The organism is Planococcus sp. MB-3u-03 (assembly GCF_002833405.1).
Classification (GTDB): domain Bacteria; phylum Bacillota; class Bacilli; order Bacillales_A; family Planococcaceae; genus Planococcus.
Genome location: NZ_CP025123.1, coordinates 78,970 through 105,545 on the forward strand (window position 1 = coordinate 78,970; position 26,576 = coordinate 105,545).

A 26,576-nucleotide genomic window follows, 5' to 3' on the forward strand; every position below is an offset into this window, starting at 1 on the left:
ACATCGGTGTCCGCTGGATTGAACCACCCAAGCTCTTTGGAGCATTTTTCCCTTTAGGGAGAAGTGTCTTCAAGGAGCTTTTTTTATTTTGAAAGGAGAGGTTAAGAGATGGAAAAGAAACCAGCTGATTATGTATGTGCAGTAAAAGTAGGGGAAAAAGAATTTGGGTATGTTTTAGTTCAAGAGGCGAATGAGCCTAAAATAGAAGTCATTGTGATTGATCACGAATCAGAATGGGTTCGCACGCTCGGAGAAGCCGATTGTCTAAAGGGGGCGGGCAGCATTCTTTCGACTGCTTTGGCAGAAGGTTTTGAGTTGAAGGGCATTGTTCACCAAGCAGCTCAATAACCGCTCCCGCCGGTAAAAACGTATGGTATTGTCAAAACTTTTACGCTATACTTAGCTTATAACTTTTCTCTTCTTTTAATTTTGTCGAACGTATTCACGTTCCGACGGTGACGACATAAACAAAGCCTCTGGGCTGATTTGAACCATAGTATCTTTTACTATGCTGACTAATCAACCTAGGGGCTTTTTTGCGTTCTCACAAAGAGAGAGGTAAAAAATCTTTAGGAAAGGGTGTATTAAATGGCGAAAAAAGGGTTCGTAAAAAAATCTGCCGATGAAAAGAAACAGGAGGTCGACCACCTACTCAGTCTTTTAGACAATGGTGTAAAGAGCTTCGAGGCTAATCCAGAAAAATTTAAAGCTTTATTGAAGATGCAAGCGATGTTTCGCAGCTACACATTCCGAAACACGATGCTGATCCAAGCCCAAATGCCGAATGCTTCTTATGTTGCGAGCTTCAAGCATTGGAAAACACTCGGTCGCAGCGTTCGAAAAGGTGAAAAATCTCTTCGTGTACTAGCGCCGCGTTTTAAAAAGGAGAAAGATGAAATCACTGGTCTTGAGGAACAAAAACTAATCGGCTATATGAGCTGTCCTGTTTTTGATATTTCTCAAACAGAGGGCGAACCACTGCCAATTGACGATGTACGCTTGAAACTTGAAGGCGAATCGGATGAAGCAGAAATTATTTTTGCCTGGGTTAAGCTGTTGGCTGAAGAAGATGATTGTAGTGTGGAGGTTGCGTTTGCGAATGGTGCAAATGGCTATTACAGACCATCCTCCCATCAAATCGTCATCGATCCAAAACTAACAGTGAACCACAAAGCGAAAACGATGGTACACGAATATGTTCACTCTCAATTGCATCGCAATGATAACTCGACACAAGAAGAGCGGGAATGCGTTGCAGAAGGTGTAGCGTTTATCGTTTGTTCCTACTTTGGATTAGACACTTCTGATTATTCATTTGAGTATGTAAATGGATGGTCCGGAGATGGCGGAAAATCCTTAATGAAGTACGGAACCATCATGCAAAAAGCAGCATCTGCTATTATTGCGGATATTGAACGGATCGCCACAAGCCTTCCGACTCCAGCTGCAGAGACAAAAGAACTTCAAAATCAAGCATCTTAATTAGATGAGAGACACAGCCGATTGACTGAAATGTTGCCGACAAAGCAACCAACCAGCCAATCGGTATTTTTTATTTCAGGGAGGAAACTATCAATGAAGAATACCTATCGTTTAGAGAGTGATGAAAACCCAAAGCTATTAGAAATCTATGTGAATCAAGCGTGGCATCAAGTATTTTGCTACGCATTGGCATTTGAGAAAGTAGAGGGTTATGGAAGAGAAGACAAAATACTATTTACGATCGTTAGTGGCAGTGATTCAGCATTACAATCACTTAAAGCAGCAATCGACATTGGCACCAGAAGCGGTATTCGATTCGGATATGGTGAAAAAACATCTATCGGTTTTGAATTTAAAGGCGAAAAATCTTTAGCTTCTGAAAAAGGGAAGTACACCAAGTTTCCAATGACCCTTAGCCAAAATAGAAAAGCACTCGCTATCGTTCACGAATCCGTATTAAACAATTCCGAGTATGTCCTGGCATTCAATAATAATCCGGTTTCTGAGGTTTCACAGTTGCTCGGCGGTTCCACTTTCGGTCTACATATCTTACCTGAATGGGAACAGCCGGTTTTAGATGAACTGATGCTTCAAAAGCATCTGGTCAAGCATGACATTTATTACGACGAGAGACTATTTGAAGATGGTTTATCTCTTCTCTCCATCAACTTAGAAGAAGAAGCAGCCGACCGTTTTATTGAGCGAATGATTAAGGAAAGGCGTTTACAGTTTCCGGAGAGCGGAAGTGGTGAGAAGGTCAAGGATATTGCGGATCTAACCGGTTATCTCATGGAATACAATGAGCCGATGGTCCAGAAACTTTCCGACCGATTTAAACCTACCCACAATCCGATACACGACCCTGTATTACCGAGTACACTGACTTATCCTCGGGAACTGTTTCCAGTCCAGGGGCACAGCGTTACAGCCGTGGCCAAGCGACTACAGAAGCAAAAAGCCGTGGTAATTCAAGGAGAGATGTCTACAGGGAAGTCCTCAATGATGACTGCCATTGCTGATGCTTATCATTCTCTTAAAGGGAAAAAAGGCTACCATGCAGCGTTGATGTGTCCACCTTCTTTAACGAAGAAGTGGCCGCTTGAGATAAAAGAAATCCTGCCCGATGCTGAAGTTCACGTTATTGAAAAGAGTGCTGACTTAATACGCTATCACCGAGACTGGTTGAGAAACGGACAAAAGAAACCTACCAAGCCTACTTTCTTTATCATTTCGTTTACGACTATGCGTGGCGATGCAAGAACGGTACCAGCTGTCACGCACCGGAAGAAGCCGAAATTGATGGAAGAGGGCGCGAATGCCGAGTCGGGTTATTTCTGTAATTCTTGCGGGCTTCCTCACCAAGTCGTTGAAGATGAGCAAACGCACATCAACGAAGACGGCTATGAAGAAGTGACTAAGATTACACATAACATGGAAAGCAGTGATTTTGGCACTTCCAGACGACTTAATAACGGGGCTTCACCAGCAAATGCATTTTGCTACCATTGCGGTGATTCTTTGTGGTCGAAGAAAGTGGTAACTCGATATAACGGATTTAAAGAGTGGACTTCTCATGAGAAAAAAATTCTTCATGCCGTCCAGCAAAATAATCCGAATTATATCAATCACCTTCAAGCGACTCAGCAGAAACCTGGATCCGCTACTGGAATGCCAAGACGAATTGCTGCTATTGAATATATTCGACGGAAAATGAACAATTTCTTTAATATTTCACTAGTCGATGAAGTTCATGAACTGAAGGGTGGAATGACTGCGCAAGGAAATGCTTTAGGATCCCTGTCGCAAGCATCCAAAAAGATTGTCGCCGGTACCGGAACTTTATTCGGTGGAAAAGCAGAAGATGTCTATTTTTTGCTCTGGCGTATGTTCCCGAACGATATGGCTTCGAGTGGATTCTCTTATGAAGAGGTAACAAAATTCAATGAAGAGTATGGAAACATCGAAGAGACAACTTATGCTTCAAAAGGTGAATCGAGTGAGTACAGCAATACTAATTCACGTGGCGGTGATCGGCGCTCAACTAAAAAAGTGGTTCCTGGTATTTCCCCTTTCATTTACGGACAGTTTCTAATTCAAAATGTAATCAATGTCCGTTTAAAAGATGTATGGCCGGATCCGGTTGATTTGGTAGATACGCCGACTATTTTTGTCCCAATGACAGAGGAAATGAAATCTCATTATGATGAAATGATTTGGAGCTTTGAGCACGCTATAGATTCTTGGGATAACGGAAATCAGCTTTACATGCGAATGACGGATTATGGCATTGCCTATCCTGATAATCCATTTAATTTTCCGGATGCAGTGGCTAAGAATATCGAGGGTGAAAGAGAGCTCATATGGGAAGCTCGTCACTTAGATCCGTCCATTACCTTGCCCAAAGAAGCGAAGCTACAAGAAATCATTCAATCAGAAATGGCAGAAGGACGTAAATCGATTGTTTATGTCAAAGACACAGGTTCTTCAGTAGCTGAGCGTGATGTACGTCCTCGACTTCAGCAAAAACTAGAAGAAATCGGTGCGAAGGTGTTTGTGTTAGATACCTCATCGACTAAAACAAATAATCGATCAGACTATCTCAAGAAGAAAATTGAGAAAGAAGGATATGACGTTTGCATTGTTTCTCAGGAGCTTGTGAAAGTCGGGTTAGATTTACTGTGTACACCAACGCTTATTTACTATCAATTCAGCTGGTCGCTCTTCACAATCAACCAGTCAGCGAAGCGGGCATGGCGAATCGGACAAGAACAAGAGTGTCGTTTGTTCTACCTTGCTTATGAAGACTGCTATCAAGAAACAATGGCGGAACTCATTGCCAAAAAAAATCGCGCTACGGCGGCTATCAATGGAGACGTTTCATCCGACGGCCTAAGCGCGATGCTCGGAGACGAAGGAGACCTTCAAACGATGCTCATTCAGTCAGTTAAGAAGGGCGGAACAGCATTAAAAGGTTCTGCAGAGGAATGGATCAACCAAACTTCGGATCGGGCTCGAGAACTTCTTGCGAGTATTGGTAAAAAGAAAAAGGCTGCGCCTATTGAACAATTCAAGCAATGGGTAAATTTCGAGATTGAAGGCGAAACTACTAAAGCTGCTCTCATTCGAGGCGCTGCAGAGTACCTGGGCTTTATTGAGCAAGATTTGATTCCAGGCTTTTCTCTACAAAATGGCCAACTAAATGTTGATCTAGAAGAGGGGACCGGACTGGATAGAGCTTTCTTTGGAGATGGAGCAATTCTTTTCCATTTGTCGAAACCAATGAAAGCGGCTCAGTCAGTGGCTGAAGAAAAAGAGAAGAAAGAAGTCGTTCCTACTGCACCAATCGTGTTAACGACGCATGAAACAAAAACAAAGAGAGCGAAGAAGAAGGTTGCAGAAGGCCAATGGGCATTCGACCTCTTCGGATAAATCAATTTTGGGAGGAATATCAAATGGTTTTACACATAGTTTTATTGACAAGTTGTTGTTTGCTCTTGCTTTTGGAGACTGTTCTTACAGAGCACGCTAAATGGGTGAAAACTTTTGAACAGGCTGAAATTGCTTCAAAACAAGAGCTTACCGAGGAAGATATTAAGAAAGGGTGGGGCTTTAACCAGCCAACGGTTTTAATGCCGGTGGCCGCTCCTGCTATCCCGAAAGCGGAAACTTCACCTATCTACGAAGAATCTCAATTGACTGCTGAGCACGAAAGTTTCTTTGATTCTTTAGCTTCGTTATCCGAGCCAGCGCCTGCTGCTTCTAATGAAGATAATGTGATTCCATTCATAGAAACTGCACCACCAACACATGAAAATGAGATGGAAGCAGAGGAATATGTATCGTGGGATCAAGTAGTTGCTGAATCAGAACATACACAAACTGATTCGAAGAAAGAAGCAATCCAAGAATCTGAGTTTTTGACTATGGAGGATTGGAAAGAAGAACCAATGCCGGTTAGCATGAGCACGCAATTGTCCGCAAAAGCGAGCCATAAAATCGGTGAAGGATATGTTGGAGAGCAGCTATGGGTTGTGGAAGTCGTTGGTTATGAGCAGAGCTATATCCATGTTAGCGACGGAGAATCTAGAGCATGGCTAAACTTACGTAAATTGGGCAAGGCAAATAAAGGGGATATCCTTTCATTGCTAGTGGAGAGAGACGAAAGTGACCAGCTTTATGTAATGAAAGTCGATGTTCTTCAGCAAAAATCAAATGATTTCGCTTTGGAAATCGAGGAAGAGTTGGATTATCAACACACAGAATATTACGAAGCAATTTGATAGATTCATACGGAGAAGATCTGCACTAAGTAGGTCTTTGTTCCGTGTGTTATATAAGAGTTAAGGCTAAAGACCTTTTAAAAATCCTATAATTTATTTTTAATTCAAGATAAATTATCAAATATTTAGAAAATATTTACTTTTTAACAGCTTTGCAATAATAAAAATATCAAAATATTACACCTAAAATTTGAAAGATTTAGGTATTTGCACAGAGCCACAAACAAGATATTTGTGGTTTTGTGGAAAAACTTAAAATTTTCTCATATAAAAGTTTCATTTTTGGATAAAAATGCTTATGCCATTGTAATCCAAATAGACTAACTTTACTATTAATTATAGGAATATCAGGAGGGATTGGATGATGGAAAACAAACTACGAAAAGATGATTGGACCAATGATACACTAACTACCCTTATTCAAGGAATGCGTGAAGAGGGATTAGTTTTTAAGGAGATAACACTCCAATATAGAACAAAAACCAAAAATGTCTTCATAAATGCTACTGGTCGTGAATCAATGAAAGCTTCCGAGAATTACTTCAGCAAAGTGGAAGAACAGTTGATCCGTACATACAATATAATCTTCAAACGTTTTATCAATTTCGCTCAATGCCAGGTGGATATGACGCTGCAAGTAAACGAGCACGGAGAATTTGATTTTGAAAACATGCAGATGGCAATGCATATGGATATCCCAAGTTCTCGAAATGCAGAAGAAGCTTTACGCCGTCCGCTTAGGCACTTTTTGCCCTTCCTAGAAAATGTGACTTATTTAGAAGCGACTGGCCACAAGTTTGAATTAAAAGCCCTTCATTGTGCGCTGGAACTTTCAGAAGAGGACTTTGCGATCGTTTTAGAAGATCCGTCAATCATTCATCCTAAAGCAAGATTGGATTGGCTCTCATTCGGCTCTCTATTATTTATGAAAGCAAAGGAATCATATAGCTTTAATCAAAAAATTCCTTGTTTTTCCGGTGAACTCCTTTGGGATAATAAGGACGTAACAATCAAACACACCATTAAGAGGTTGGAAAAATGAAAAAGGTATACGGATTCTTAGCTTCGTTGCTGTTAATCCTTTTAGTGCAACCGCTCTCCAGCGTAAGCGCAATGTCTAAATTACCTTCTCCGCCAAACGGAAAGTCGATAGAATCATCCGACTCATTTTTGGATAATATCTACTCCGACGTTGGCGGTCTAGGAACACCTTTATATGGATGGGCGATTGATCTATTTACCATTTTGTTTGTTGTCGGTACGCTTGTAATGATCTTATCAATCGCCTTTAAAAATGGACAATGGCAAAAATACGCTCAGGGGACGATGTTAACCTCCTTCGTGATTCTCCTTTTAATGCGTGGGCTTCCGATTATTATGCTTTCCATGAATACTACGGAAGACATTGATTTACTCTTTACTGCAGGCGTTGCTTTCTTGAGTGCTACGACCATCATGATGGCTGTAATGAGCGTTGGCATAAGCGCAGACTTCAAGTTTAACTATCATCTGATCGAGCATCCTAAATATAATAGATGGTCCAAGAACCTATTCTACGTAGCAATATTGATGACGTTCCTGGCCGTACTGGTCCCATGGTTTTTCCCTCAAGTGTAAAAAATCACTCACAATCATACTTTTCTCTGATATAATAGAGAGACAATTTAAACCAAAGGGCGCACCCCTCCAAAAACCGATTACGTTCGGTTTGGAGGGGTGCGCTTTTTTTTAGGAGAGATGAGATGGAAATTCACGTTATCGGAAAAACGGACAATAAAAAGAAACGATTAAAAGTGCTGCTGTCGGAGCACTACCCTCAACATTGCATCGTTAATCAAGAAACTGTTTCAGTATTAAATGACGATGCTCACCGGCAAAACATAGCACTTCTCGTGATTCTTCTAAATGAAGAAAATACCGAGACTGTTGAGCAGCTTCTCCAAATCGAGAAGTTAGATATCCCAATCCTCTTCGTGGAAGAAGAAGAAACCCACGCGCGAGAAAGGTTATTAAATGGATCATTGGTCAAAGGTTACATCCGGCGTAACGCTCCGTTAGAAAAAATTAAAAGCGCAATGAACCTTGTTCTGGATGGCGGTATATACAAAGAACCTACCAGCTTACACAGGAAGAATGAACAAGTATCAAATCACAAAGAGCTTGAGTTGGAGTGGACCATCCTTTCTATGCATTCAAAAGGATTTAGCTTCGAAGAAATGAGCGAAGTGGTAGATCTCTCTATTGATGAAATCGAGACAAAACTCAATCAAATCAAAAACAATTGTCGTTCCTGCCCATCATCAACCACAAGTTAGGAACGTGAAAAGAAATAGATAAATTTAGTTGATTATAAATATAACGTTATATTATTAATTTATAAAAAAAAAGGACGTGTTGATGATGAAAAAGCACTTTGTTTATCGTGGGCGGTAGCCAAGAACAGACATTCATGAAGATTGGAAAAAGCAAAATTGCAACATTTTATTTCATCCAGGAAAAGTACGGAATGGCGGAGTGAAGAACGCTTTTCGCAAATCCGTAAAAAACGCGGATTGTGTTGTCGTTTTATGTGATGCACTCATGCACGAAACTATGTATCAAGTTAAGGATCTGTGTAAAGAATACGATACAAAAGTCGTTTTCCATACAAACGGATTCGGTGCTTCAGGAGCCATTGCTGCAGGATTGGGTAAACTGGGAGCAGCTTAAGTTAGGAGGAGACATTTTGCGTGAAGTATATAAGTCACGATCAGTAATATCGACAATTGTAATATCCATCGCTATAGCCGGAATTGCTATGTACTGGCAAACTTCAACTTCTGTCATGGAACAAGCACCAGCAATTGAAGCAAATATTATAGCGCTTTTCTAGGAGGCTAATTATGAGTAAGACTTTGAGCAAAGAATGCATTGGTTGTGGCAGACAATTCATCGTTTTAAATATTGATGATACCAACGTTAATTTCTGTACAGAACAATGTAGGGAATCACACAGCATTTTAGAAGAAAACAGGAAAAACAGGGAGGGATAAAAATGCACTCTGCTCTTGTATCAGGAAATCAGATTGTTTCGGCTGAAGCTTATGATGAATCAATTCATGGTATTGAAATTCGCTGCATGGATCAGAAATGTAAAGTTCCAGTCTTTTTTGTTCGCGGCACCGCCAGTTTAAATGCTCATTTTAAAACTAGCGGAAAGGGGGCTTCTGTTCATAAGGATTACTGTGGGTTTGCTAAACCATTATCATTTCAAGACACAGTTTCTAAAGTGGGTGAGTACCAGGAAAGTATCCTCGAAAACAATACCCGCCAAATTGTGATTCGCTTAAGCATGAATGATATTGATCCTGACTACGAGAAAAAGACAATTGAGCGCAATCCACTCGACAAAGAGAAGAAAAAGCCCGAACCAGTTGAAGAATCACTGAAGGTTAGCAAAGTGACTCCATCTTCAATAAGTTCATTGAAAGCGGTAAAAAAACTGTTCACAACTGTCAGTCCTGATATCTTAGCCGGCATCATGCTTTCGGTTAAAGGACAAAAAATCCCCATATCGAATTTAATTCAAAGTTATTCTGAAGCGCATGAAGCTTTATGGAGCGGGAAGGCGGAGGAAGTCCCTTATTTCGTTCACGGTTGTATTGAGCGGGTCGTAAGGCGAGATCGAGTATGGTATATCAGTTTAAGCAAGACCGACAAAGGCTATTTCTCCCTTATTGTTTTTGATCGACACTTTAACCATTTCACTTATAAAGACTCGGAGCTCATCGGTAAGGAAGTTTTGGCCTATGGCTACCTTCAAAAGAACGATTACCACAAAGATAAAAAGTCTACTGAAATGGTCATTAAATCGAATCAGTATATCGAATTTCTCTAAAGAGGTGTTTCGATGCAAATAGAATACACCAACGTCAAAGATTACTTATTCTTCCTAATAGAAAAATACGAACCTAATCATTATGAATCGATCTCAGCCCTATGCCTATTGGAACAGGCAATGCCTGGAACCTCTATAAACCGTCTTTTAACTTTGGTAGTTGCGTTTTTTGAACAAAGCTTATCATCTACTTCTCCATTATTAAGGGCGGCATCTGAATTATTAGAACAGTCATACAAACTGGAGGCCGCAGGAATTTTGCAGCACAGAATTTGATTTTGATAAGGAGATCTATTTTAATGAAAACTTTACTCACCAGGTTTTTCAAGCCCCCTAAAACTTCATTGGTCGAAATCGCAGAATCTACTGAAATCTCGCAAAGCAGCTCGTTTATTGAAGAATTTCAAATAGAAATCAACTCGTTTTTCAGAGACCTTCAGAATTAAAGGCTTATTGGAACCGCTAAGCGAAGCATCGATCGAGAGGTTTTAGACGAAATTTTATATAACGCGATGGAACTGCAGATGAAACTTACAAAACAATCGCTTCTTACTGAAGAACAATCTCACAAAGATTTTGTTACAGCCGTGAGTTGGCATATTGCCGACTCTATAGTGGATATCCCTTATAAAAATCCGAAAGATCCAGCGGTTTGGAAGAAAAATACCAAAGAAAACCAGATAGTCTTCATTAAATACTTTTATCTTTCCAAAAGCTTTTGAAGAAATCTTACAAACATACAATGGATTTCCGGAACCATTACAATTCCATTCATACAAGGATTATCTAGAGTATAAACTCATTATCTCTTAAACCTATCGCTTGAAATGTTGAAAAGGAGGGCTTATATGCAGCCGCTGGAAAGAGTCTACGTTAGAACCCGCGATTTTGAAGGCCGAGCAACCGTGCTCCATATTATTCAAAATGAATTTTATCCTGTCCAGGTTGAACTAGACAAACCCGATGAAGATGGCCACCGTATTAAACGAGTCGCTTTTCATGAAATCATCAAAGAGACGACTAGCTATAAACCCAGTCTTTCAACACCTGTCATAGAATCTAAGAGACCTGAAATGCAGCAGCAGATGACCTTTTTCGACTTGCTATAAATAGATTCGTTCATGGAAGGGAGAATATTATGATTGAAATGACGCCTCACGAAATGAATATAATACGCATGCAAATGGCCTTCGCGAAAGATAAAATAGTTAGCGATTATAAAGAGCGAAATAAAGACGATAGGTTCTCTAAAAAAGTCATTAACGACTACCAAAGGATTCTCGACAAATTGGGAAAGATAGAGCCTAAATGAAGGTTTTCGATACTAAAAGGAAAAAGATTCTTATCGTTGCTATATTCGCTTTATTACTCACAGGATGTACCGTACCTACAGCTGAACCGGACAATGCTCCGATAAAATCAGAATCAAGCAAGGAGCAAGTAAACGAAGAGGACATTACGGGTGTTATTAGTAGTTTAGCTGACGGAGATACATATAATGTTGTCATCTCAAAGGATAGAAAAGTGAGGGATGGTGTTCAGCTAACTGCCGGCGAAGAAATTGCAGTTCGATTGCTTCTGGTGGATACTCCAGAGAGTGTCGGTGAGAAAGCGGGTATGCCTTATGCTAATGAAGCAAGTTCTTATGCGAAAGGTTTGCTCATAGGAAAAACGGTTACGCTAGAATTTGATGAGGGTGACCTAAAGGACAAATATGATAGGTACTTAGCATATGTATATCTGGATGGAAAGCGAGTACAGGATTATCTGCTGGAGAACGGCTATGCGATGGTCCACTATGTGTACGAACCAAACACTCGATACTTGTCCGAATTGCAGGCTATTGAAAATACCGCTAGCAAACAATCAATAGGAATCTGGTCGCTGGAAGGTTACGCAGTTCCAGGGGAAGGTTTTAACGAAGTAGGTTTGGGGCCCGACTTAAAAGTTATAGGAGAAGATATAAAAAATAAAGCACAGGAAACTGCCGACGACTTCCTTGGTGAAACGGTTGATTCATTGTTTGATTCTTTCGATAGCCAGTAATAAATTATTAAGTAAATCGAATAAGAGGTGAACCCATATGGACTATATCTTTTGGACTCAGGTTTTCTTGTTTACCATCATTACGCTGGAACTCATGCTTAGATTAGCTGCTCCATTCATCATGCCGGTAGGCACAACTTCATTTAGCGAACAACTTCATATTATCTTTATATTTCGGGCGATGATTACCACTTATATAGCGTTGAATTTGGAATCCATTTCCAATAAAATAGCGGCACTCTTACCTGAACAAATGGCTATTGACGTAACAACTTATCCAATCTGGTTACTCCCATTACTGGCCTATAGCGTATACGCTATAACAGTTCAGTCGAAGGAAAAGAAGAAAACTACTTCGTAGAGTTACTTCAAAAAAAGGAGATTCTAATCGAATTGAGGGGGAGGGGGGAGAAGGAAATGAAAAACAGAATATATAAGCCTGACAAAATAATAGCTAGGGAAGTCCTTAAAGATATAGGCATGGACGAAACTATAGTAGAAAACATGTCTGACGAAGAATGCGAGAAGGAATTAACGGAAATATATAAGGCAGAGTAGCTGAGTCAAACCAAAGGAGAACTTAAAATGTCTATTAGCATGTTTCTTTTCAACATAATAATCTTGGTACTTTTACCTCTCGTGATGGAAAGTGCTCTAAAAAAAGTCAAAGAGAATTCGATTCGTCATATCAAACGAATATATTGGGTTTACATGTTTCCAACTTTTGTAGCTGCAGCGACACTTACTTTATTATTATTGATTCCAGGAGTCATCTCAAACTTTGATCAACTGATTGAAGTTCAAAAAAAAGTAATTTCCTTATTTCTGCTTAGCGTCCTTCTTTTCGTTGGAGCGGTCGAAGGATCACGCATCAATAAAAGCCTATCTGTTGAAAAAAAGGTAAATCGATAAAAAACGCCTTTATACTTGTTATGGTGTTTTCAATAAATCAAATTATATATTTATAAAACCCTGCAGCTTTAAGCTCCAGGGTTTTTACATATATTCATACTTATTTATACCTATTGGACTTCATTGATCTTCGCCCACTCCATTCAGGAATTACATTTCTTCTTCGCCTCTTTCTACTTGCTCTTTTGCCATCAGTTCTTCGTCGTTCTTGATAATAGCTTCAACTTCTCTCACGGATACCTGTTCTTTAATGAAGTATTGTATAACTTCGATATTCGACATTCCCTCCCAGGCATCTGGATTCGAATGGCAATGACGATAAAATTCCCCTATTTCATTTAAATATAATGCAGCAACCTTATCTCCAATTAAGAAGTCTCCTTCTTTTCGGCAAAACTGATTGATTCCAAAGTGCTGGATATTAAATGTTTTGTTGTGTTTACATGAAGATCCAAACCTCCAAAATGGGCCAATTCCTTGTAATCAACACCTTTATATTCAATTTCAAGCATATTTCCTTTGCGATCATGCCCTTCAATATTGCATTCGATTTCTCCAAGTTCAATCCTCCTATTTTTCTAACTTCTGTCAGTTTAATAATAGAGGTATAAAAAGGATTTACAATAATAGTTGGAATGACTTTATTTAATGAAGGTCAAATAGAAAATCTGTATGATGTCATCGGTAATGTTAATAAGCAGAATATTGAGGTACTATATTTGTATATGAGTTTTGAAAAGGAGTGGTTTTATGTATCCGGAATATGATCCACACAATCCTGAATTATTAGAGTCGTTTGTTTGCTTTGCAGACATTCTAGGTTTTTCTGAATATATAAGAAGTACGCCAAAAGAAGAGCAGGCACAAGTCCTTTAGATTTGCATTCCCAGCTTAGTGATTGTTATACAGAAATCAAGAAACTAAATGCATCAGCAAACTTTAAAGCTTTTACCGATAATATTGTGCTAGCTTACCCTCGTTATGAAGACGGGGAAGGGCAGCTCGGAAATATCATAACCAGTATAAGTGAATTTCAACTCAACATGACTCTGAATGGGTATTTTGTGCGAGGAGGAACATCATTAGGTGATTATTACGGTGATGATACTTTCGCCTTTGGCCCAGCGCTTTTAGAGGCTCATGACTTAGAAAGTATTTACGCGATTCATCCACGCATTGCTATAAGCAACACGGTGGCTGCTTTAATGGGCGTATACATAAAACAGTTTTATGGAGGAAGTCATGCCCCACAATCAGAACAATTACTCTTGGACTTAGAAGATAATATCTATTTTATAAATTACCTTTATTATATAGAAGACCTTTTTATGATGGCTTACCTGTAGCTAAATATCTTGATATGGTCATGACACATAAAGAGAAAATTGAAGCCGCGCTTGAAAAGTACTCTGATGACCCAAAAATCGAGAGCAAATATAGTTGGGTAGCTAAATACCATAACCATTATTGCGATGTTTATTTACCGTCCAAAAGAAGGTGCAAGATTTAAATATCGGAAATTATAAAATATCATCTCTTTCAAGCGGAAATTTTATTAGCTTATATTCCGCATTAAGAACTGGACTAATGAAGTAAATGATAGAAAAACCAGGTGCATGAGCTCCTGGTTTTTAGATTTATAAATTTACCTTCAGTAGCTGTTTGCTAAATAGTTGGCCTTTTTCTTCGGCGAAATGGTCAACACTTGTAGAAGTCCCAACTTCATTTCTCTCTAAATGTAAATTAAAGTGTTCTCCTAGTTCAGTACGTACCGGCGAATCGATGCTTTGCGAAATAATAATTATACGAAGTCCACCATTGACGAAATCTGACAAATACTCAGTTATTTTATCGCTTTTGCATTAAAAATGAAAATTCATCAATCACCAGAAAATCAATAGCATTTTCCTTCAAGAAATCCATGTTAAAATCTCTAAGCTCAAGGTTATATAGATTTTCCATGTGGGTTCCTAATATGAGCGAATATAGTTCATCACGGGGCTCAATAAAGCGACAAAGTTTTGTGAGAAATCTTGTATTAAAAGATCCGCTGCAAAGGTAGTTTTTCCGGAAGCTACATTCCCTGTGATTGTTAGAACCGGAAACTTATTTATCAAGAATTGGACCAAGTTGAAAGAGGTCTCTTTCGCTAAGTTTAATTCACTGTTTTTCTTCATAACAACCTCCCCGGGGCGATTAATTACAAAATCAAGATGATCTCCTGAGTTTAGTTTTAACATATCACGAACGGTTTTAGGTAAAGTTACTTGCCCCTTACTTGTTAGCTTAGCAGTGATTCTATCAATAACAAAAACCTCCTTACTTTTTCCTTACATATAAATTGTAAGGGAAAAGTAAGGATTCTACAAGTAAAATTATTGAATTAAAATAAACACTTGTAATCATAAAGTCTTTTATTTGAACGAAAAACAGTCAAAGCAAACGGGGTTGAAGCAAATAAAAGAAAAAACATTTCTCCGATCTATTTAGAGAAACTCCTCTAATGCGTCCGGCGCCCACTGGTTCACTGCATTTTTCTCCCGCTCGAATACTTTTTCCAAATAAATCATCGTGGTTTCCATTTTTTCATGGCCAAGTGATCGCATGATATCGAACAAATCCGCTCCGCCTAATCTAGATGTGATCGCAAAAGCATGACGGAATACATGGGGAGTGAGTTTCACTTCGATACCTTCAAGCTCGGTTTCAATTTTCTTCAACTCTTTCGTCATATAAGCAATTAAGTAGGAAGGGGAAAATGCCGTCCCACGACTCGTCGTGAATAAAGGGGCATCGGATTCAGAATCGCCCAGGGCAGGAAGGCCGCGCGCATACCGGTACATCCGTATGCTATCATACGCCTTCTGCTTCAACGGAATCTGCCGCTTCTTGTTGCCTTTTCCGATGACATCTAAATAGTACCCCCCATGGATTCGATCTTTTTTTACATCGGTCACCTTCAATTTGCAGAATTCCTCGTTTCGCATCCCCGTAGCCGTCAGAACCAGGACAATACTGAACATGACCGGATGGTTGATGTTCTGGAATGCTCGCAGCACTTTCACCACATCTTGCGGTCCCAAGTCACGATCCGGCCGGTCGTCTTTCCGGACAGAAGCAATACGCAGCCCATCGGCAATGTTGTCCTGGATATAACCGATCCGGTACAGGTAGCGGAAAAAGGATTTCAAGACCGTCGTCTTTCTGGAAATAGTCGCTGGGCTGTATGGGCCCCGCTCCAAAACATATGGGCTCTCGGTCATTAACCACTCCTGGTATCGGCGCAGGTGACGCGATTCTAACGACTTGAAAAGGGATTGCCCACGGATTTCATCAATATCGACGTCTATGGCCTCTGTGTGGGACAGGATAGCGGCAATAAACTGCCGGATTTCGCTTTCGTACTCTTTTTTGGTTCGCATCGATCGATCGTTCTCTTTGTTTGCATGTTTCTGCTCGTGGATATACCAGGCGAGAATCTCCAAATCATTAAAATCGGCAAATGGATTTTCCTTCGCTTTTTCGGCCGCATCTTTTTTCTGCTGAAGCTGCATCATCGAGACTTCCGATATTTCCATTACTGCATGTGATTCCTGTTTGCTGATTTCCTGCAAAATGCTCACCACTTTCTCCATTTCCTTATTTTAGAATCCGTTAAAACAAAAGTATATTTATTACCTATTTTACCCTTATCAATAACTAACCACAACAAACAGTCCCTTTGTTGTGGTTTATTTAAGTTATAAAAGATAAATATTATTTATTTTACCAAACAACAAGTCTACTTTTAAATTAAGTATGTTATGATCAATTTGTAAATAAATCACTTATATTCTTTAAAATGGGATTCGTTTTATCAATGATGATTAACAAATTCTAACTAACGAGGATTTTCAAGAAATCAAAAGTTTACGCATATCTAAGGAGGAAAAATGAAATATACATCATACTTCAAAAACTTACCTTTAAGTCTGCAAAAAGATATAACTGCTTATAGCACAGGAAATATAAGTAATCTACAAAGAATAAAAACAGAAAATAATCGCTCAGTAATATACGAGCTAGCAGGGCATAATGTGATTTTAAAAGTCATGTTAGATAAGGGTAGAAATGACTATGATATTGATGCGCTTATCGATTTAGAAGACATAGATTATTTCCCTAAGCTATACGCATACAAAGAAAAGAGTACCTCTTCATGGAAAAGCACGAGGAATGAGTTTACCTGAGTTTATAGAATCGGGTGCTACTGATCAGGAATAAAAATTGTCTTAACTTCACTTTTAAAAGCTTTAGATACAATGCTGGATAGGAATCGAATAGACTGGGATCTTAAGCTTGAACACTTTACTGGGATAAAGAAAATGAACACCTCACTTGGATTGATTTAGGCTTGTGAAAAATCGATGCCCTTATATCCATCAAAAGAGGAAAATATAATTAATTTTAAAATTTTTCGAAAATGAATTAAGTTATTATAACATTGAAATTTAATTCAAGATCTAAGAAAAGCTAATGGATTATAAGGACCTTATATAGGTGACAATATTATATAGAAGAAACTCAATTTTCTCATGAAAAGTTCTAGTCCTTATCTATCGAAAAGAATGCTTTAAGTGGTGAGTAACTTAATAAGTCACCTACAGCCTAGTAACTTACTATTTAGAAAAAGAACTTTTATCTTTGCCGATTTCTTTAAACTAAACAACAAAAGTGACAAGTAGAGTTTATTTTTCAGTGTCGCTACGAAGCATTAAATGTTCTGACAAAGTAGACTTCAAGACTAAAAAAGGGGAAATAATAGTGACTAATTTTGATTCGAATAATAACCACGGAAACAACTGGGAGTTCAATAAATTTCCGGAATTTTTATCGGACACACATAAAGATCTTTTTAAATTCGTTATTGATCAGTTGAACAGCTCGCAACAAAAAAGCAATGAGTATTTAGCCGTAGCATTTATCGCTACTAGCGATAGCGAGTTGTATGAAAAAATGCGTCCGTATTTTGGTTCGAATGGTTTCAAATCATTTGATATGTTCGAAGAAGTTGATTTCAGTAGTGGCTATCGTAAAATCGCTCGCGCAGCCGGCAACTTATTTGGCCAAGACTATGAAATATCCCTTGCCGATTTGTCTAATTCTCTAGACCATAACTTGTTCAACACGTTGCTACAGGCGATGAAAGTACGAAAATACGGAGTGAACAATACATGATAGAAGGATATACCCCCCAAGAAGCAGCAGACCTCTTAGGCTTCACAGTACCGACTATATATGCGTATGAGAAAAAGAGAATTCTAAGACGTATAGAAGATCCGCATCGTTTGAAAGGAACCACTTTATTCGTAAAAGAGGATATAGACATTCTAGCTGAGGAAAAAAAGAAATTGGACAATATGGGCATAACTATCTCAGAACTAGCAAGAAAAGCCGGAGTATTTAGTTCTAATATAAGAGAAGCGATTAGAACGATGAATCTACAAGTTCCTATGATTCCCAGTAATCCTCACTCATCTAGAATGCGTTTTGCCATAACTCCTGAATATGAAGAGAAGATTTTGTCTTATTTAAACCAACAAAAAACAAGGCGAGCTAAGAAAAATCATTTATATGTTCCATCTTTTGATATTGCACTACATCAACGGTTTTTGATTGCTGGTGAACAGAAGCTTCGCTTAAAGACAGACCGAAAGGAAAGGGTGGGCTTTGAACTGGAAAATGGCTCCTTTATTCCCTATATCCAAGCCATTAGAGCTTTCGACATTGAGCCACTATATCGTATTCATCGAAAGAAAAATGAAGCACAGAGCGGGTTTACAGATATTGTTGTTCCAACAGGTAAGAAAGCTTTCTATGAGATACTGGACTTCCTCTACAGCAATTGTGGAGTAGAAAATTTCAATGCAGATATAGATACAGACCACTTTGTAGCATCAATTCGAAATGCGGAGTACCGAACGACCCAAACTAATCAGGAAACTTTAGAACTCGTCCAACAGTACATTACTAATGGAAAACTTGAAATGCGTGATGGTTGTTGGGTTTTTTGTAGAACCGAGAAAAGTGTTCAAGTCCATATGACACCTGAAGACTACCTTTTATTTAAGCAGGTAGCCAAACATGATAATATATCTTTAAAAAATTGGATTGAAAACGCACTTGCCGAGAAAGCGAATGAGCTTAGAAGCACATAATAACTAAACCAGGAACGGAGGAAAATCTGTGGCGAAGATTTTATATCTAATTCGATGCACAGTCTGTAAGAGACGCATTAAGAATAATGAATCTTATACTTTTTGGGAGAAAGAACATTATTGCAAGACATGCTTTGATGCCTACATGGAAATTATCGACCCCCAAAATTTTTTAAGCAAAGAAATTAAGAATGGCGATGAATAAAAAATGAAAATGCTAATATATGTATAAAGGATGGTATAAATTGAAGAGTACAGGTATCGTAAGAAGAGTAGATCAACTGGGAAGAATCGTTATTCCCAAAGAACTTCGCAAAATCACTAATATGGATATCGGCGCACCAGTTGAAATCTTTATGGATGGAGATTTCATTAACTTGAGAAGATATCAAACTACTCGTGCTTGCGTGATCACTGGGGAAATGTCTGAATTGAACAAAGAATTTGCACCTGGGTTGGTTCTAAGCCCTCAAGGCGCAGATATCTTGTTTAATCGGTTAGAAAAAGAGAGGAAGGATGCTTAGTAATGAATAAAACGGAGTATTTTAGGCAGGGGATAATCACTCCATCTGTAAAGGAGTATAGAAAGTTCCTTGAGACTAATCTAAATATCGTGATTATTGCTGTAAATATGTTTAAAGATGATTGCATTCTGCTAACTTATAAAGAACAATAATTTAATTATGCGTCTCAAATGCATTTTTCATCCGGTATGCAGAAAAAGATCAATGCTCGCTGGCGCTCATGGTCAGACAACCAGAATTATTGGGTTAGCTTCAATACCTTACGGTAGCAGGTCGTGAAGAAAGTGATTGAGGGAGAACTAGTTTAGTTCTCCCTCATTTTTCTCTATTAATTCAGACAAAATAACCAGCAGATTCTAGACAAATTTAGGCTTCATTAAAAGTCAGGCCACCGCACTTCAAGAAGGATAGATATTCTGTTAAAACAGTAGAGGAATGTCAGAACCTAAGGCATTACTTCTTACTGGATTTATTCGATTTCACTTATTCTACATCAAATCACACAATGAAATCTGCATTCATCTCAACTTTAAAACAAAGGGAAAACTAAAAAAAGAGCAGCAAAGCCACTCTTTTCTAAAAATATCTATTCAGCAATTGTGCCAATTAATTGTAGATCATTAATGTTTTACCTTTGTATTGCTTTTATTCCTTCCTCCATAATTTTTTTACCTGCTTCTTTATGTTTGATACTAATAGCAATTCCTCCAAAGACCACAACTGTACCCATTGCGCCGAATGCCAATTTTCCTAACCAATCTCTTTGTTTGTCTGATTCTTTTTCTATCCTGTCATATACTTCAGATAGTTCTTCCCGAATCTTTTCTATTAATTCTGGGTCCTTTTCAGTTTCGTATCTTTTATTTAATGCATCAATTCTTTTTTCAAAGGATTTTATAACATCTTTTCCTAAACTTTGCGATGCTAAATCACTCAATGTCTTCATCATGGTAGGTAGTGCACCTGTAAGGTATTTATAATACTCTTTAATCAAAGTTTCATCTAATACATTATCAGCTGTAATTGCTGAAGAGGGAAGAAGTTCTAATATTTTTATATCGGACTTGGTTGGATTTTTCGGGTTGCTAATTCCTTCTTTTTAGAAATTCTTTGAATCCATCTTCCATTAAGACACACTCCATTCTTAAATTTTTATCTCTTTTAGCAATTTTGCTGAACATTAACTTTTCTTATCATGTAACTATTTAAATCAACATGCAAGTAAGCCATGAATTAACAACTACATTAGAAACATCAAAAGAGATGCTTACTGTTTTAATGATTTTCCATATAATATTTGCAAGCCTCAATCATTTCTGTCAATGGGTTCATGCTGTTTAATTCCCTCCATGGAAGATTAACTTTCCTACTATCCACTACAGCTTTTCCTTTATATGATTCTTCATGGTTAGCCATTGTAATTTCCCAATTCCACGTTTCAGACCATGTCCCACTACCGAAAGGTTTATTTTTCAATTTCTACTAATATAACCTCTGTATTAAAATTCTATGTTCCACTTTTTCTCCCCTCTATAGATTCATCCTTCAGAAAAGAATAAACACCTTTTGCTTCTAAAAGCATTATACATCAATCAAAATCGTCATTTCAAGATTGTTGAAGGTGAATAGATAAAAGTAACAGAAAGCTATGAGAACTGATGTATTGAGAATGCGAGTACTTATCATTAGCAATGATAAGTGCCTAATGCAAGTCTCATTTGGAATTATCTACAATTTGGAAGCTCTTTTAATTAATATGCTGTATTGTTTATATAAGGAAATAATTTTAATGTAATTGGGAGATAGTATGTCGAAGATAATACATAATGAAGACTCTAGAGTTAAAATACCTGTACTTCTTCATTTTTAAGACTAGGTTATCATTACCAAACAAAAAGGCGTATATCGATAAGAGAAATAATATTTTGTTGATGTTTTAAAAGTCTATAAGAAATTAATAAGATAGAATATGAAGATAGTATTTTAGACAATTTAATAAAAGATAGCAGAGTTAACAGATAACTCTATTGATAAGGGTAAAGCTTTTATGAAAGAATTACTAGGTATCACAGTATCAAATTAATTGATCTCGAGACACCAGAAAACAACGATTTCAGAGTAGTTTCAGAACTTTCTTATCAGAAGGGCATAGTTTCTCCATTTAGACCCGACATTACGATACTAATCAATGGAATACCTATGGGGTTTTGGAAGTGAAAAACCTAACAATCCGCGAGGGATACCAGAAGAATTTAGTAGAATGAAAGCTAGAATGGCGATTTCAGATTTCAAGCATTTTTCAATCAAATGCAAATTTTAGGTTTTCAAATAACATGTCATATAACGACAATGAAAAGTTAAACTACAAGGAAGCTTTACACTACTCCAAACGGAGAGAAAACATCTTTTAATAACTTCAGAGAAGAGAAAGAAATTGGTATCTCCGAATATATAAGTGAATCCGACATAGTAACAGTACTCTCTGATAATAACGTTTTAGCAATCAAAGACACTCCAGAGTTTCAAACTAACCTAAGGGTCAATTCGAAGCAAATCGATTTGCTACATCATTGTTTTCAAACAGAGAATTATTTTTGATTAAATATGGAATTGTTTTTAGATTCTCCTAGAGATGGATTCGACAAGCATATTATGCGTTATCCTCAGTTTTTGCTATCTTAAAATGTTGGAAGATCTTGAGAGGTATGAAAAGAGGGGTGTTATGGCATACACAGGGCTCAGGGAAAACAGCATTGTCTTACTTTGCCAGTAATGTTCTAAGAGACTATTATTCTAAAAACGTTGTAACAAAATTCTTTTTATAGTAGATCGATTAGATCTTCTTAATCAAGCATCTGTTGAATTTGCAAGTCGAGGCATGTCAATTGCTAATATTAATACAAGAGAAGACTTTACTAGAAACATTAAATCGTCAGTTATAACTTCTTCAGGAACTCCTGGAGGAAGTTATAAGGAGACCATGAATGTAGTGAATATCCAGAAGTTTTCGGATGATTCTACAGTTGATAACGAGATCGATCAAAATATCCAACGAATCTATTTTTAGATGAAGTCCATAGAGGTTACAAGCCAAGTGGCACTTTTCTAGCTAACTTGATTGGGTCCGATCCAGACGCATTATTCATTGGTTTAACGGGAACTCCTATTCTTAAAGAAAAGTTTAAGACTACAGATTTATTTAATGGCTATATCCATAAATACTATTACAATAAATCAATTGCAGATGGATATACTTTGAAAATAAAAAGAAAATATCTCTACTCAATTTAGGAGTAATGTAAAAGAGTTATTAAAAATAGAAGAAAACAAGAAAATTCCAAGCAAAAGTGGCAAGTAATTTCTAAAGCACCTGAGTTTGTCGAACATTTTGTAATTACATTGTTGAAGATTTTCTGCAGTTTAAAAAGTACACCAAAAATTCCTCAGTCGGATTTATGATTGTTTCTTCCTCCTCAGAACAAGCAAGAAGAATCCAAGAATGGTTTACAAACGAAGGAGTATTAAAACAGCATTAATTTTATATGATGAAGAGAATAATAAAAAGAACAAGAAGATTTCCGAGGTACAAAGAACAAAAATACCGGAGCTATAGAAAGTAAGTACGATGGCGTTATTGTTTTAACATGCTTTAACTGGTTTTGATGCTCCACGATTAAAAAGCGTCTATATCTTATGAGAGAAATTAAGGAACATAGTCTTTTACAAACACTATCTAGAGTTAATAGACCGTATGAGGGGTTGGATTATGGCTATGTAGTGGATTTCGTAGATATTACCGAAGAATATGAAACGAACCGAAGATATCTTGAAGAAATTAGAGCCGATTTGCAGTTGGATGCAGATTTGGGAATCGAAGATATATTTGTAGATACTGAAGAAATTAAAAGAAATTAAGATTAATTGAAAATCAACTTTTGTTTTACAGTTTTGATAACCTTGAAGAGTTCACTGGTCAAATAGAACATTTAGAAGAAAACCTTAAGAGAAGTGAAAGGTTTTTAGGTGAATACAAAGATTGTTATAATGAATTAAGAATAGGCCATGTGGACGTTTCTGACATTCCTATCGAACGCATCAGCAAAGCCTACATAGAGGTTTCCAATCGAGTTAATCTAAAAGTCTTAGAGCGTATGATTGACCGGGAGATGATCAAGTTGCTGATTTTGATTTGTCAGGATTGTTTATTGAGTTTCTCAAAGGCTTAACAATAGATATAGATTTTACAACAGAGAACGATGTATTAGATAGAGTAAATAATATTCAAAACGCATTTTCTGCAAATACAGACAAAAAGATACCAACTATATAAAAATTCGTGAAAAGTATCAGGATTTGTTGAAACGGTTTAAAGACCATACTAAGACTGTTGCTGAAGTAAAAGAAATATTAATGGAAATGGAAGCATTAACAAATGAGCTACTGATATTAAATTCAAAAGATAATGTTATGACAAGTAAGTACAAAGGCGAATTAGCTTATATGAGAGTTCATAAGAGATTATCCACTTCCTATAGTGGAAAATTAAATGACATAGAGATATTTAAAATAATGAGAGTTGATAACTGAAATTGAAGAAATAGGTGGACGTATGCATAAGCCAAACCTTAAAGCGATTGAAAGAGATTTGAGAAGGCCTATCAGTATCGCTTTTAAGAAATTTGAAATAGCTCTTGATCCTAAAGAAATAGACCATATATTAGGCCAACTTATTGAAGAAAGATTTATGGGAGGCGCAACAATATAGTTTAGTAACAGGACAGGTCGCTCTCAATAGACAGCGACTTTTTGTTGTTTTAAAGGCAACATAAATTAACTATAATAAGTAATTAATTTAGTCTTTCTGAGAAGGTTCTTTGCTTAAATCTTTCAAGATAAGACTAGCAACGTAATTGCTAATAGAACGATTATTATTTTCGGCTTTTATTTCTAACTGATTTTAACATTTTTAGGTATAGTAACTTGTATTCTAATATTTTGATTAGAAATAGACATTCTTCTCACCTCTTTTTAGTATATAATATTAAATGTGGAGATGTAAAGTGTGGTCAAAGTGACGTAACTGTGTTATAGTTTTATCGTTAAGAGAATTGGGAGGTAACACCATGAGTCCAGAAGAATATATGGGAAAATAAAATTTATGATTGATGATTTGAAAGCCATGAGTACAGATCTTGGGCTTAGCAATACAGGTGATGAATATAAAATTATTGCCGAATTATTTACTTATAAATTTCTAAACGACAAGCTTTTATACGATTTTGAAAATCGGGATGATAAAATGAAAGCTTTGATATATTTGTTGATTTTGCTGATTCTAATACGGCAAAATGAAAGAAGAACACTTGATTGATAGTCTATATCAAAAACAAAATAAACCAAACTTCCACCAAATACTAGATAAAGCACTTGTAGAAATAAGTGACATGAATAAAGATGTTTACGCTATTGAAACAATTTCAGGCAAAAACAGAATTTGTTTGAACCATTAGCTTCATATATACGAGACGAAAACAAAGAGAATGAACTTGCCAAGAGAGCAATTAATATTTTATCCAGACATAAATTTACTGGTATCTACAGTGGGGATTTGATTATTTTTCTAGTATTTTGAATACTTGATTAAAGATTACAATAAGGATTCAGGAAAATATGCTGAATACTTTACTCCAAGTTTCGCTGGAAATATAATGGCTGATATTTTATTTAATGACACACCTGTAACAAATGTATCCGTTTATGACCCAGCAGCAGGTTCAGGTACTTTGCTTTTGTCTATGGCAAATAAAATTGGAACTAATAATTGTACAATATATTCAGGATATCTCGCAAAATCTACTCAGTTTTACGGATTAATTTAATATTAAATAAATTAGCTCATTCTCTTAATTATGTAATTGAAGGAATACTTTAATTAAACCTGCACATCGTTATTCGACAGATAAATTGCAGAAGTTCGATTTTATCGTAAGCAATCCACCTTTTAATATGGATTTTAGTTCTATTGTAGAAATCTTAAAAGCTGATCCATTCAATCGATTCTTTGCAGGCGTTCCTAATGTACCGAACAAAAGAAAGAAAGTATGGCAATTTACCAAATGTTTTACAACATATTATGTCTTCACTTTCTGAAAAGGAAAAGCTGCTATTGTAGTTCCTACTGGTTTTGTTTCAGCAGCAAATGGAATACCATTGAAGATACGAAAGAAATGATTGATGAAAACATGTTGCGTGCCGTTGTACATATGCCTGCAAATATCTTTGCTACTACAGGCACATCAGTTAGCATCTTGTTCCTCGATAAAACAAAAGAGATGAAGAAGATGTGATGCTTCTAGATGCTTCCAATTTAGGTACGAAGACAAAGTTGAATGATGGACAACGCACATTATTATCTCCTACAGAAATTGCACATATAATTGATACAACAAAAATCGGATTGAAATTCCAGACTTTTCTAAAGTGGTGTCTAGGGATTTAATAGAAGAGAATAGTTATTCAATTCAAGCTGGTCAATATGTAGATTTAAAAGAAGAAGAAGTAAGGGTAGATGTAGATAAGGAGCTATTTTTGTTAAAACAAAGATTAAAAAGTCCTTAGAAGAATCGAAACATATTGATGAAATTTTAAATCTATTTGAGGTGAAATAAATGCAAGAAATTGCGTTAGGAGAAATTTGTACGGTCATAACAGATGGAGCACATTACAGTCCTCCAACTGTTATAAAAAGGACAACCTATTGCTTCTGTTAAAGATATGACAGATTACGGTATTAACCTATCTAGTTGTCGTTTGATATCGAAAAGACCAATTTGAAATTTTTTCAGAATCGGGTTGTAAACCTGAAATAGGAGATGTATTAATCGCTAAAGATGGAAGTTATTTGAAAAGGTTTTGTTGTGAAAGATAGTGCAGATTATGTGTTACTGTCTTCAGTAGGTATTTTCCGTCCAGATACTGAAAAGTAAATTCTTATTTTTGAAATACTACTTTTTAAATGAAGAATTTCGAAATCATGTAACTCGAGGGTACGTCACTGGAACGGCATTAAAAGAATTGTTTTAGATGCATTTAAGAGAATCAAAATTCACCTTCCTTCTTTGAGTGAACAAAATAAAATTGTTAGTCTAATTCGTCCATTCGATGAAAAATTAGAATTAATTTAGAATTGATTAAACAACTTGAGGAATATGCTGATGTTCTTTTCTATAAATGGTTTGTTGATTTCAATTTTCCGGGT

General features: G+C 36.9%; 37 protein-coding genes and 1 pseudogene. 34 read left to right on the plus strand and 4 right to left on the minus strand.

Features of this window, described 5'->3' with window-relative positions; genetic code table 11:
- Window positions 1-108 precede the first annotated feature (108 nt).
- The 17 genes from CW734_RS00380 to CW734_RS00450 all read left to right on the plus strand — a co-directional run bounded on the left by CW734_RS00380 (window position 109) and on the right by CW734_RS00450 (window position 12,597).
- Window positions 109-348: a hypothetical protein gene (locus tag CW734_RS00380; RefSeq protein WP_101189004.1), complete on the plus strand. Its 240-nt coding sequence runs from the start codon at window positions 109-111 to the stop codon at window positions 346-348.
- Window positions 349-588: 240 nt separating this feature from the next.
- Window positions 589-1,482, plus strand: coding sequence for an ArdC-like ssDNA-binding domain-containing protein (locus CW734_RS00385; protein ID WP_101189005.1), 894 nt, complete (start codon window positions 589-591; stop codon window positions 1,480-1,482).
- 93 nt (window positions 1,483-1,575) lie between these two features.
- Window positions 1,576-4,911 (plus strand): helicase-related protein, encoded by a 3,336-nt coding sequence (locus CW734_RS00390; protein WP_101189006.1) that lies wholly within the window; start codon window positions 1,576-1,578, stop codon window positions 4,909-4,911.
- Between the two features lie 23 nt (window positions 4,912-4,934).
- Entirely contained in the window at window positions 4,935-5,762 is an 828-nt protein-coding gene (locus tag CW734_RS00395; RefSeq protein ID WP_101805039.1) for a hypothetical protein, read from the plus strand.
- Between the two features lie 361 nt (window positions 5,763-6,123).
- On the plus strand, window positions 6,124-6,804 hold the full coding sequence (locus CW734_RS00400; protein WP_101189008.1) for a hypothetical protein: 681 nt from the start codon (window positions 6,124-6,126) through the stop codon (window positions 6,802-6,804).
- A complete protein-coding gene (locus CW734_RS00405; RefSeq protein ID WP_101189009.1) occupies window positions 6,801-7,379 on the plus strand; it encodes a hypothetical protein in 579 nt (192 codons plus the stop codon). The genes CW734_RS00400 and CW734_RS00405 overlap by 4 nt, the downstream gene beginning before the upstream one ends.
- 125 nt (window positions 7,380-7,504) lie before the next feature.
- Window positions 7,505-8,077 (plus strand): response regulator transcription factor, encoded by a 573-nt coding sequence (locus tag CW734_RS00410; protein WP_101189010.1) that lies wholly within the window; start codon window positions 7,505-7,507, stop codon window positions 8,075-8,077.
- Window positions 8,078-8,240: 163 nt separating this feature from the next.
- Window positions 8,241-8,471 carry a DUF2325 domain-containing protein gene (locus CW734_RS00415; protein WP_232786992.1) on the plus strand — a complete coding sequence of 77 codons (231 nt, stop codon included), beginning with the start codon at window positions 8,241-8,243 and terminating at the stop codon, window positions 8,469-8,471.
- 16 nt (window positions 8,472-8,487) lie between these two features.
- Complete coding sequence (locus CW734_RS18120) at window positions 8,488-8,634, plus strand: hypothetical protein (RefSeq protein WP_157824094.1); 147 nt, start codon at window positions 8,488-8,490, stop codon at window positions 8,632-8,634.
- Window positions 8,635-8,796: 162 nt separating this feature from the next.
- Window positions 8,797-9,639, plus strand: a complete 843-nt coding sequence (locus tag CW734_RS00420) for a hypothetical protein (RefSeq protein ID WP_101189011.1) — start codon at window positions 8,797-8,799, stop codon at window positions 9,637-9,639.
- 12 nt (window positions 9,640-9,651) lie between these two features.
- Window positions 9,652-9,915: a hypothetical protein gene (locus tag CW734_RS00425; protein ID WP_101189012.1), complete on the plus strand. Its 264-nt coding sequence runs from the start codon at window positions 9,652-9,654 to the stop codon at window positions 9,913-9,915.
- Between the two features lie 248 nt (window positions 9,916-10,163).
- Window positions 10,164-10,361, plus strand: coding sequence for a hypothetical protein (locus CW734_RS00430; protein ID WP_157824095.1), 198 nt, complete (start codon window positions 10,164-10,166; stop codon window positions 10,359-10,361).
- Window positions 10,362-10,487: 126 nt separating this feature from the next.
- Entirely contained in the window at window positions 10,488-10,748 is a 261-nt protein-coding gene (locus CW734_RS00435) for a hypothetical protein (protein WP_101189014.1), read from the plus strand.
- Window positions 10,749-10,947: 199 nt separating this feature from the next.
- The gene (locus tag CW734_RS00440) at window positions 10,948-11,685 is read left to right on the plus strand and encodes a thermonuclease family protein (protein ID WP_101189015.1); all 738 of its coding nucleotides are present in this window, start codon (window positions 10,948-10,950) and stop codon (window positions 11,683-11,685) included.
- 37 nt (window positions 11,686-11,722) lie between these two features.
- Window positions 11,723-12,046 (plus strand): hypothetical protein, encoded by a 324-nt coding sequence (locus CW734_RS00445; protein ID WP_101189016.1) that lies wholly within the window; start codon window positions 11,723-11,725, stop codon window positions 12,044-12,046.
- A gap of 56 nt (window positions 12,047-12,102) precedes the next feature.
- Window positions 12,103-12,243, plus strand: a complete 141-nt coding sequence (locus tag CW734_RS18125) for a hypothetical protein (RefSeq protein WP_157824096.1) — start codon at window positions 12,103-12,105, stop codon at window positions 12,241-12,243.
- Window positions 12,244-12,270: 27 nt separating this feature from the next.
- Window positions 12,271-12,597 carry a hypothetical protein gene (locus tag CW734_RS00450; protein ID WP_101189017.1) on the plus strand — a complete coding sequence of 109 codons (327 nt, stop codon included), beginning with the start codon at window positions 12,271-12,273 and terminating at the stop codon, window positions 12,595-12,597.
- Between the two features lie 150 nt (window positions 12,598-12,747).
- On the opposite strand, the gene CW734_RS19305 is transcribed toward CW734_RS00450, so the two are convergent.
- Entirely contained in the window at window positions 12,748-12,879 is a 132-nt protein-coding gene (locus CW734_RS19305) for a hypothetical protein (RefSeq protein WP_269801442.1), read from the minus strand.
- A 468-nt stretch (window positions 12,880-13,347) separates the two neighbouring features.
- On the opposite strand from CW734_RS19305, the gene CW734_RS19310 reads away from it, so the two are divergent.
- Both CW734_RS19310 and CW734_RS00455 read left to right on the plus strand, forming a co-directional pair.
- Entirely contained in the window at window positions 13,348-13,473 is a 126-nt protein-coding gene (locus tag CW734_RS19310) for a hypothetical protein (protein ID WP_269801443.1), read from the plus strand.
- A gap of 2 nt (window positions 13,474-13,475) precedes the next feature.
- Window positions 13,476-13,943: a hypothetical protein gene (locus CW734_RS00455; RefSeq protein WP_101189018.1), complete on the plus strand. Its 468-nt coding sequence runs from the start codon at window positions 13,476-13,478 to the stop codon at window positions 13,941-13,943.
- Between the two features lie 624 nt (window positions 13,944-14,567).
- Here the strand turns inward: CW734_RS00455 and CW734_RS00460 are convergent.
- Window positions 14,568-14,903 (minus strand): AbrB/MazE/SpoVT family DNA-binding domain-containing protein, encoded by a 336-nt coding sequence (locus CW734_RS00460; RefSeq protein WP_101189019.1) that lies wholly within the window; start codon window positions 14,901-14,903, stop codon window positions 14,568-14,570.
- Window positions 14,904-15,083: 180 nt separating this feature from the next.
- Window positions 15,084-16,223, minus strand: coding sequence for a tyrosine-type recombinase/integrase (locus CW734_RS00465; protein ID WP_232786989.1), 1,140 nt, complete (start codon window positions 16,221-16,223; stop codon window positions 15,084-15,086).
- 306 nt (window positions 16,224-16,529) lie between these two features.
- Here CW734_RS00465 and CW734_RS00470 point away from each other — a divergent pair, with 306 nt between their 5' ends.
- The 4 genes from CW734_RS00470 to CW734_RS00485 all read left to right on the plus strand — a co-directional run bounded on the left by CW734_RS00470 (window position 16,530) and on the right by CW734_RS00485 (window position 19,318).
- Window positions 16,530-16,826, plus strand: a complete 297-nt coding sequence (locus CW734_RS00470; RefSeq protein ID WP_101189021.1) for a hypothetical protein — start codon at window positions 16,530-16,532, stop codon at window positions 16,824-16,826.
- 574 nt (window positions 16,827-17,400) lie between these two features.
- Entirely contained in the window at window positions 17,401-17,814 is a 414-nt protein-coding gene (locus CW734_RS00475) for a hypothetical protein (RefSeq protein ID WP_101189022.1), read from the plus strand.
- The gene (locus tag CW734_RS00480) at window positions 17,811-18,794 is read left to right on the plus strand and encodes a helix-turn-helix domain-containing protein (protein WP_101189023.1); all 984 of its coding nucleotides are present in this window, start codon (window positions 17,811-17,813) and stop codon (window positions 18,792-18,794) included. The genes CW734_RS00475 and CW734_RS00480 overlap by 4 nt, the downstream gene beginning before the upstream one ends.
- Window positions 18,795-19,039: 245 nt before the next feature.
- Window positions 19,040-19,318, plus strand: coding sequence for an AbrB/MazE/SpoVT family DNA-binding domain-containing protein (locus tag CW734_RS00485; RefSeq protein ID WP_180956239.1), 279 nt, complete (start codon window positions 19,040-19,042; stop codon window positions 19,316-19,318).
- A gap of 628 nt (window positions 19,319-19,946) precedes the next feature.
- On the opposite strand, the gene CW734_RS00495 is transcribed toward CW734_RS00485, so the two are convergent.
- Complete coding sequence (locus CW734_RS00495; protein WP_101189026.1) at window positions 19,947-20,267, minus strand: hypothetical protein; 321 nt, start codon at window positions 20,265-20,267, stop codon at window positions 19,947-19,949.
- 1,124 nt (window positions 20,268-21,391) lie between these two features.
- Between CW734_RS00495 and CW734_RS19805 the strand changes: the two genes are divergently transcribed.
- From CW734_RS19805 to CW734_RS19830, 11 genes and pseudogenes are all read left to right on the plus strand, one after another.
- Window positions 21,392-21,535 (plus strand): type I restriction endonuclease, encoded by a 144-nt coding sequence (locus tag CW734_RS19805; protein ID WP_442956938.1) that lies wholly within the window; start codon window positions 21,392-21,394, stop codon window positions 21,533-21,535.
- A gap of 458 nt (window positions 21,536-21,993) precedes the next feature.
- Window positions 21,994-22,143, plus strand: coding sequence for a hypothetical protein (locus CW734_RS19810; RefSeq protein ID WP_442956939.1), 150 nt, complete (start codon window positions 21,994-21,996; stop codon window positions 22,141-22,143).
- 244 nt (window positions 22,144-22,387) lie between these two features.
- Window positions 22,388-22,609: pseudogene (locus CW734_RS19815) on the plus strand (hypothetical protein); the annotation flags it as partial.
- 402 nt (window positions 22,610-23,011) lie between these two features.
- The gene (locus CW734_RS18140; RefSeq protein ID WP_157824098.1) at window positions 23,012-23,233 is read left to right on the plus strand and encodes a hypothetical protein; all 222 of its coding nucleotides are present in this window, start codon (window positions 23,012-23,014) and stop codon (window positions 23,231-23,233) included.
- Between the two features lie 438 nt (window positions 23,234-23,671).
- The gene (locus CW734_RS00510; protein ID WP_101189028.1) at window positions 23,672-23,905 is read left to right on the plus strand and encodes a hypothetical protein; all 234 of its coding nucleotides are present in this window, start codon (window positions 23,672-23,674) and stop codon (window positions 23,903-23,905) included.
- Window positions 23,895-24,083 (plus strand): hypothetical protein, encoded by a 189-nt coding sequence (locus tag CW734_RS18145; RefSeq protein WP_157824099.1) that lies wholly within the window; start codon window positions 23,895-23,897, stop codon window positions 24,081-24,083. Before CW734_RS00510 ends, CW734_RS18145 begins: the two co-directional genes overlap by 11 nt.
- Window positions 24,084-24,476: 393 nt before the next feature.
- Window positions 24,477-24,689 (plus strand): hypothetical protein, encoded by a 213-nt coding sequence (locus CW734_RS00515; RefSeq protein ID WP_101189029.1) that lies wholly within the window; start codon window positions 24,477-24,479, stop codon window positions 24,687-24,689.
- A gap of 265 nt (window positions 24,690-24,954) precedes the next feature.
- On the plus strand, window positions 24,955-25,197 hold the full coding sequence (locus CW734_RS19315) for an N-6 DNA methylase (RefSeq protein WP_101189030.1): 243 nt from the start codon (window positions 24,955-24,957) through the stop codon (window positions 25,195-25,197).
- Window positions 25,198-25,249: 52 nt separating this feature from the next.
- Entirely contained in the window at window positions 25,250-25,468 is a 219-nt protein-coding gene (locus CW734_RS19820; RefSeq protein WP_157824103.1) for an N-6 DNA methylase, read from the plus strand.
- Between the two features lie 77 nt (window positions 25,469-25,545).
- Complete coding sequence (locus tag CW734_RS19825; protein ID WP_157824100.1) at window positions 25,546-25,665, plus strand: N-6 DNA methylase; 120 nt, start codon at window positions 25,546-25,548, stop codon at window positions 25,663-25,665.
- Window positions 25,666-26,391: 726 nt separating this feature from the next.
- Window positions 26,392-26,502 (plus strand): restriction endonuclease subunit S, encoded by a 111-nt coding sequence (locus tag CW734_RS19830; RefSeq protein WP_442956940.1) that lies wholly within the window; start codon window positions 26,392-26,394, stop codon window positions 26,500-26,502.
- Window positions 26,503-26,576 lie beyond the last annotated feature (74 nt).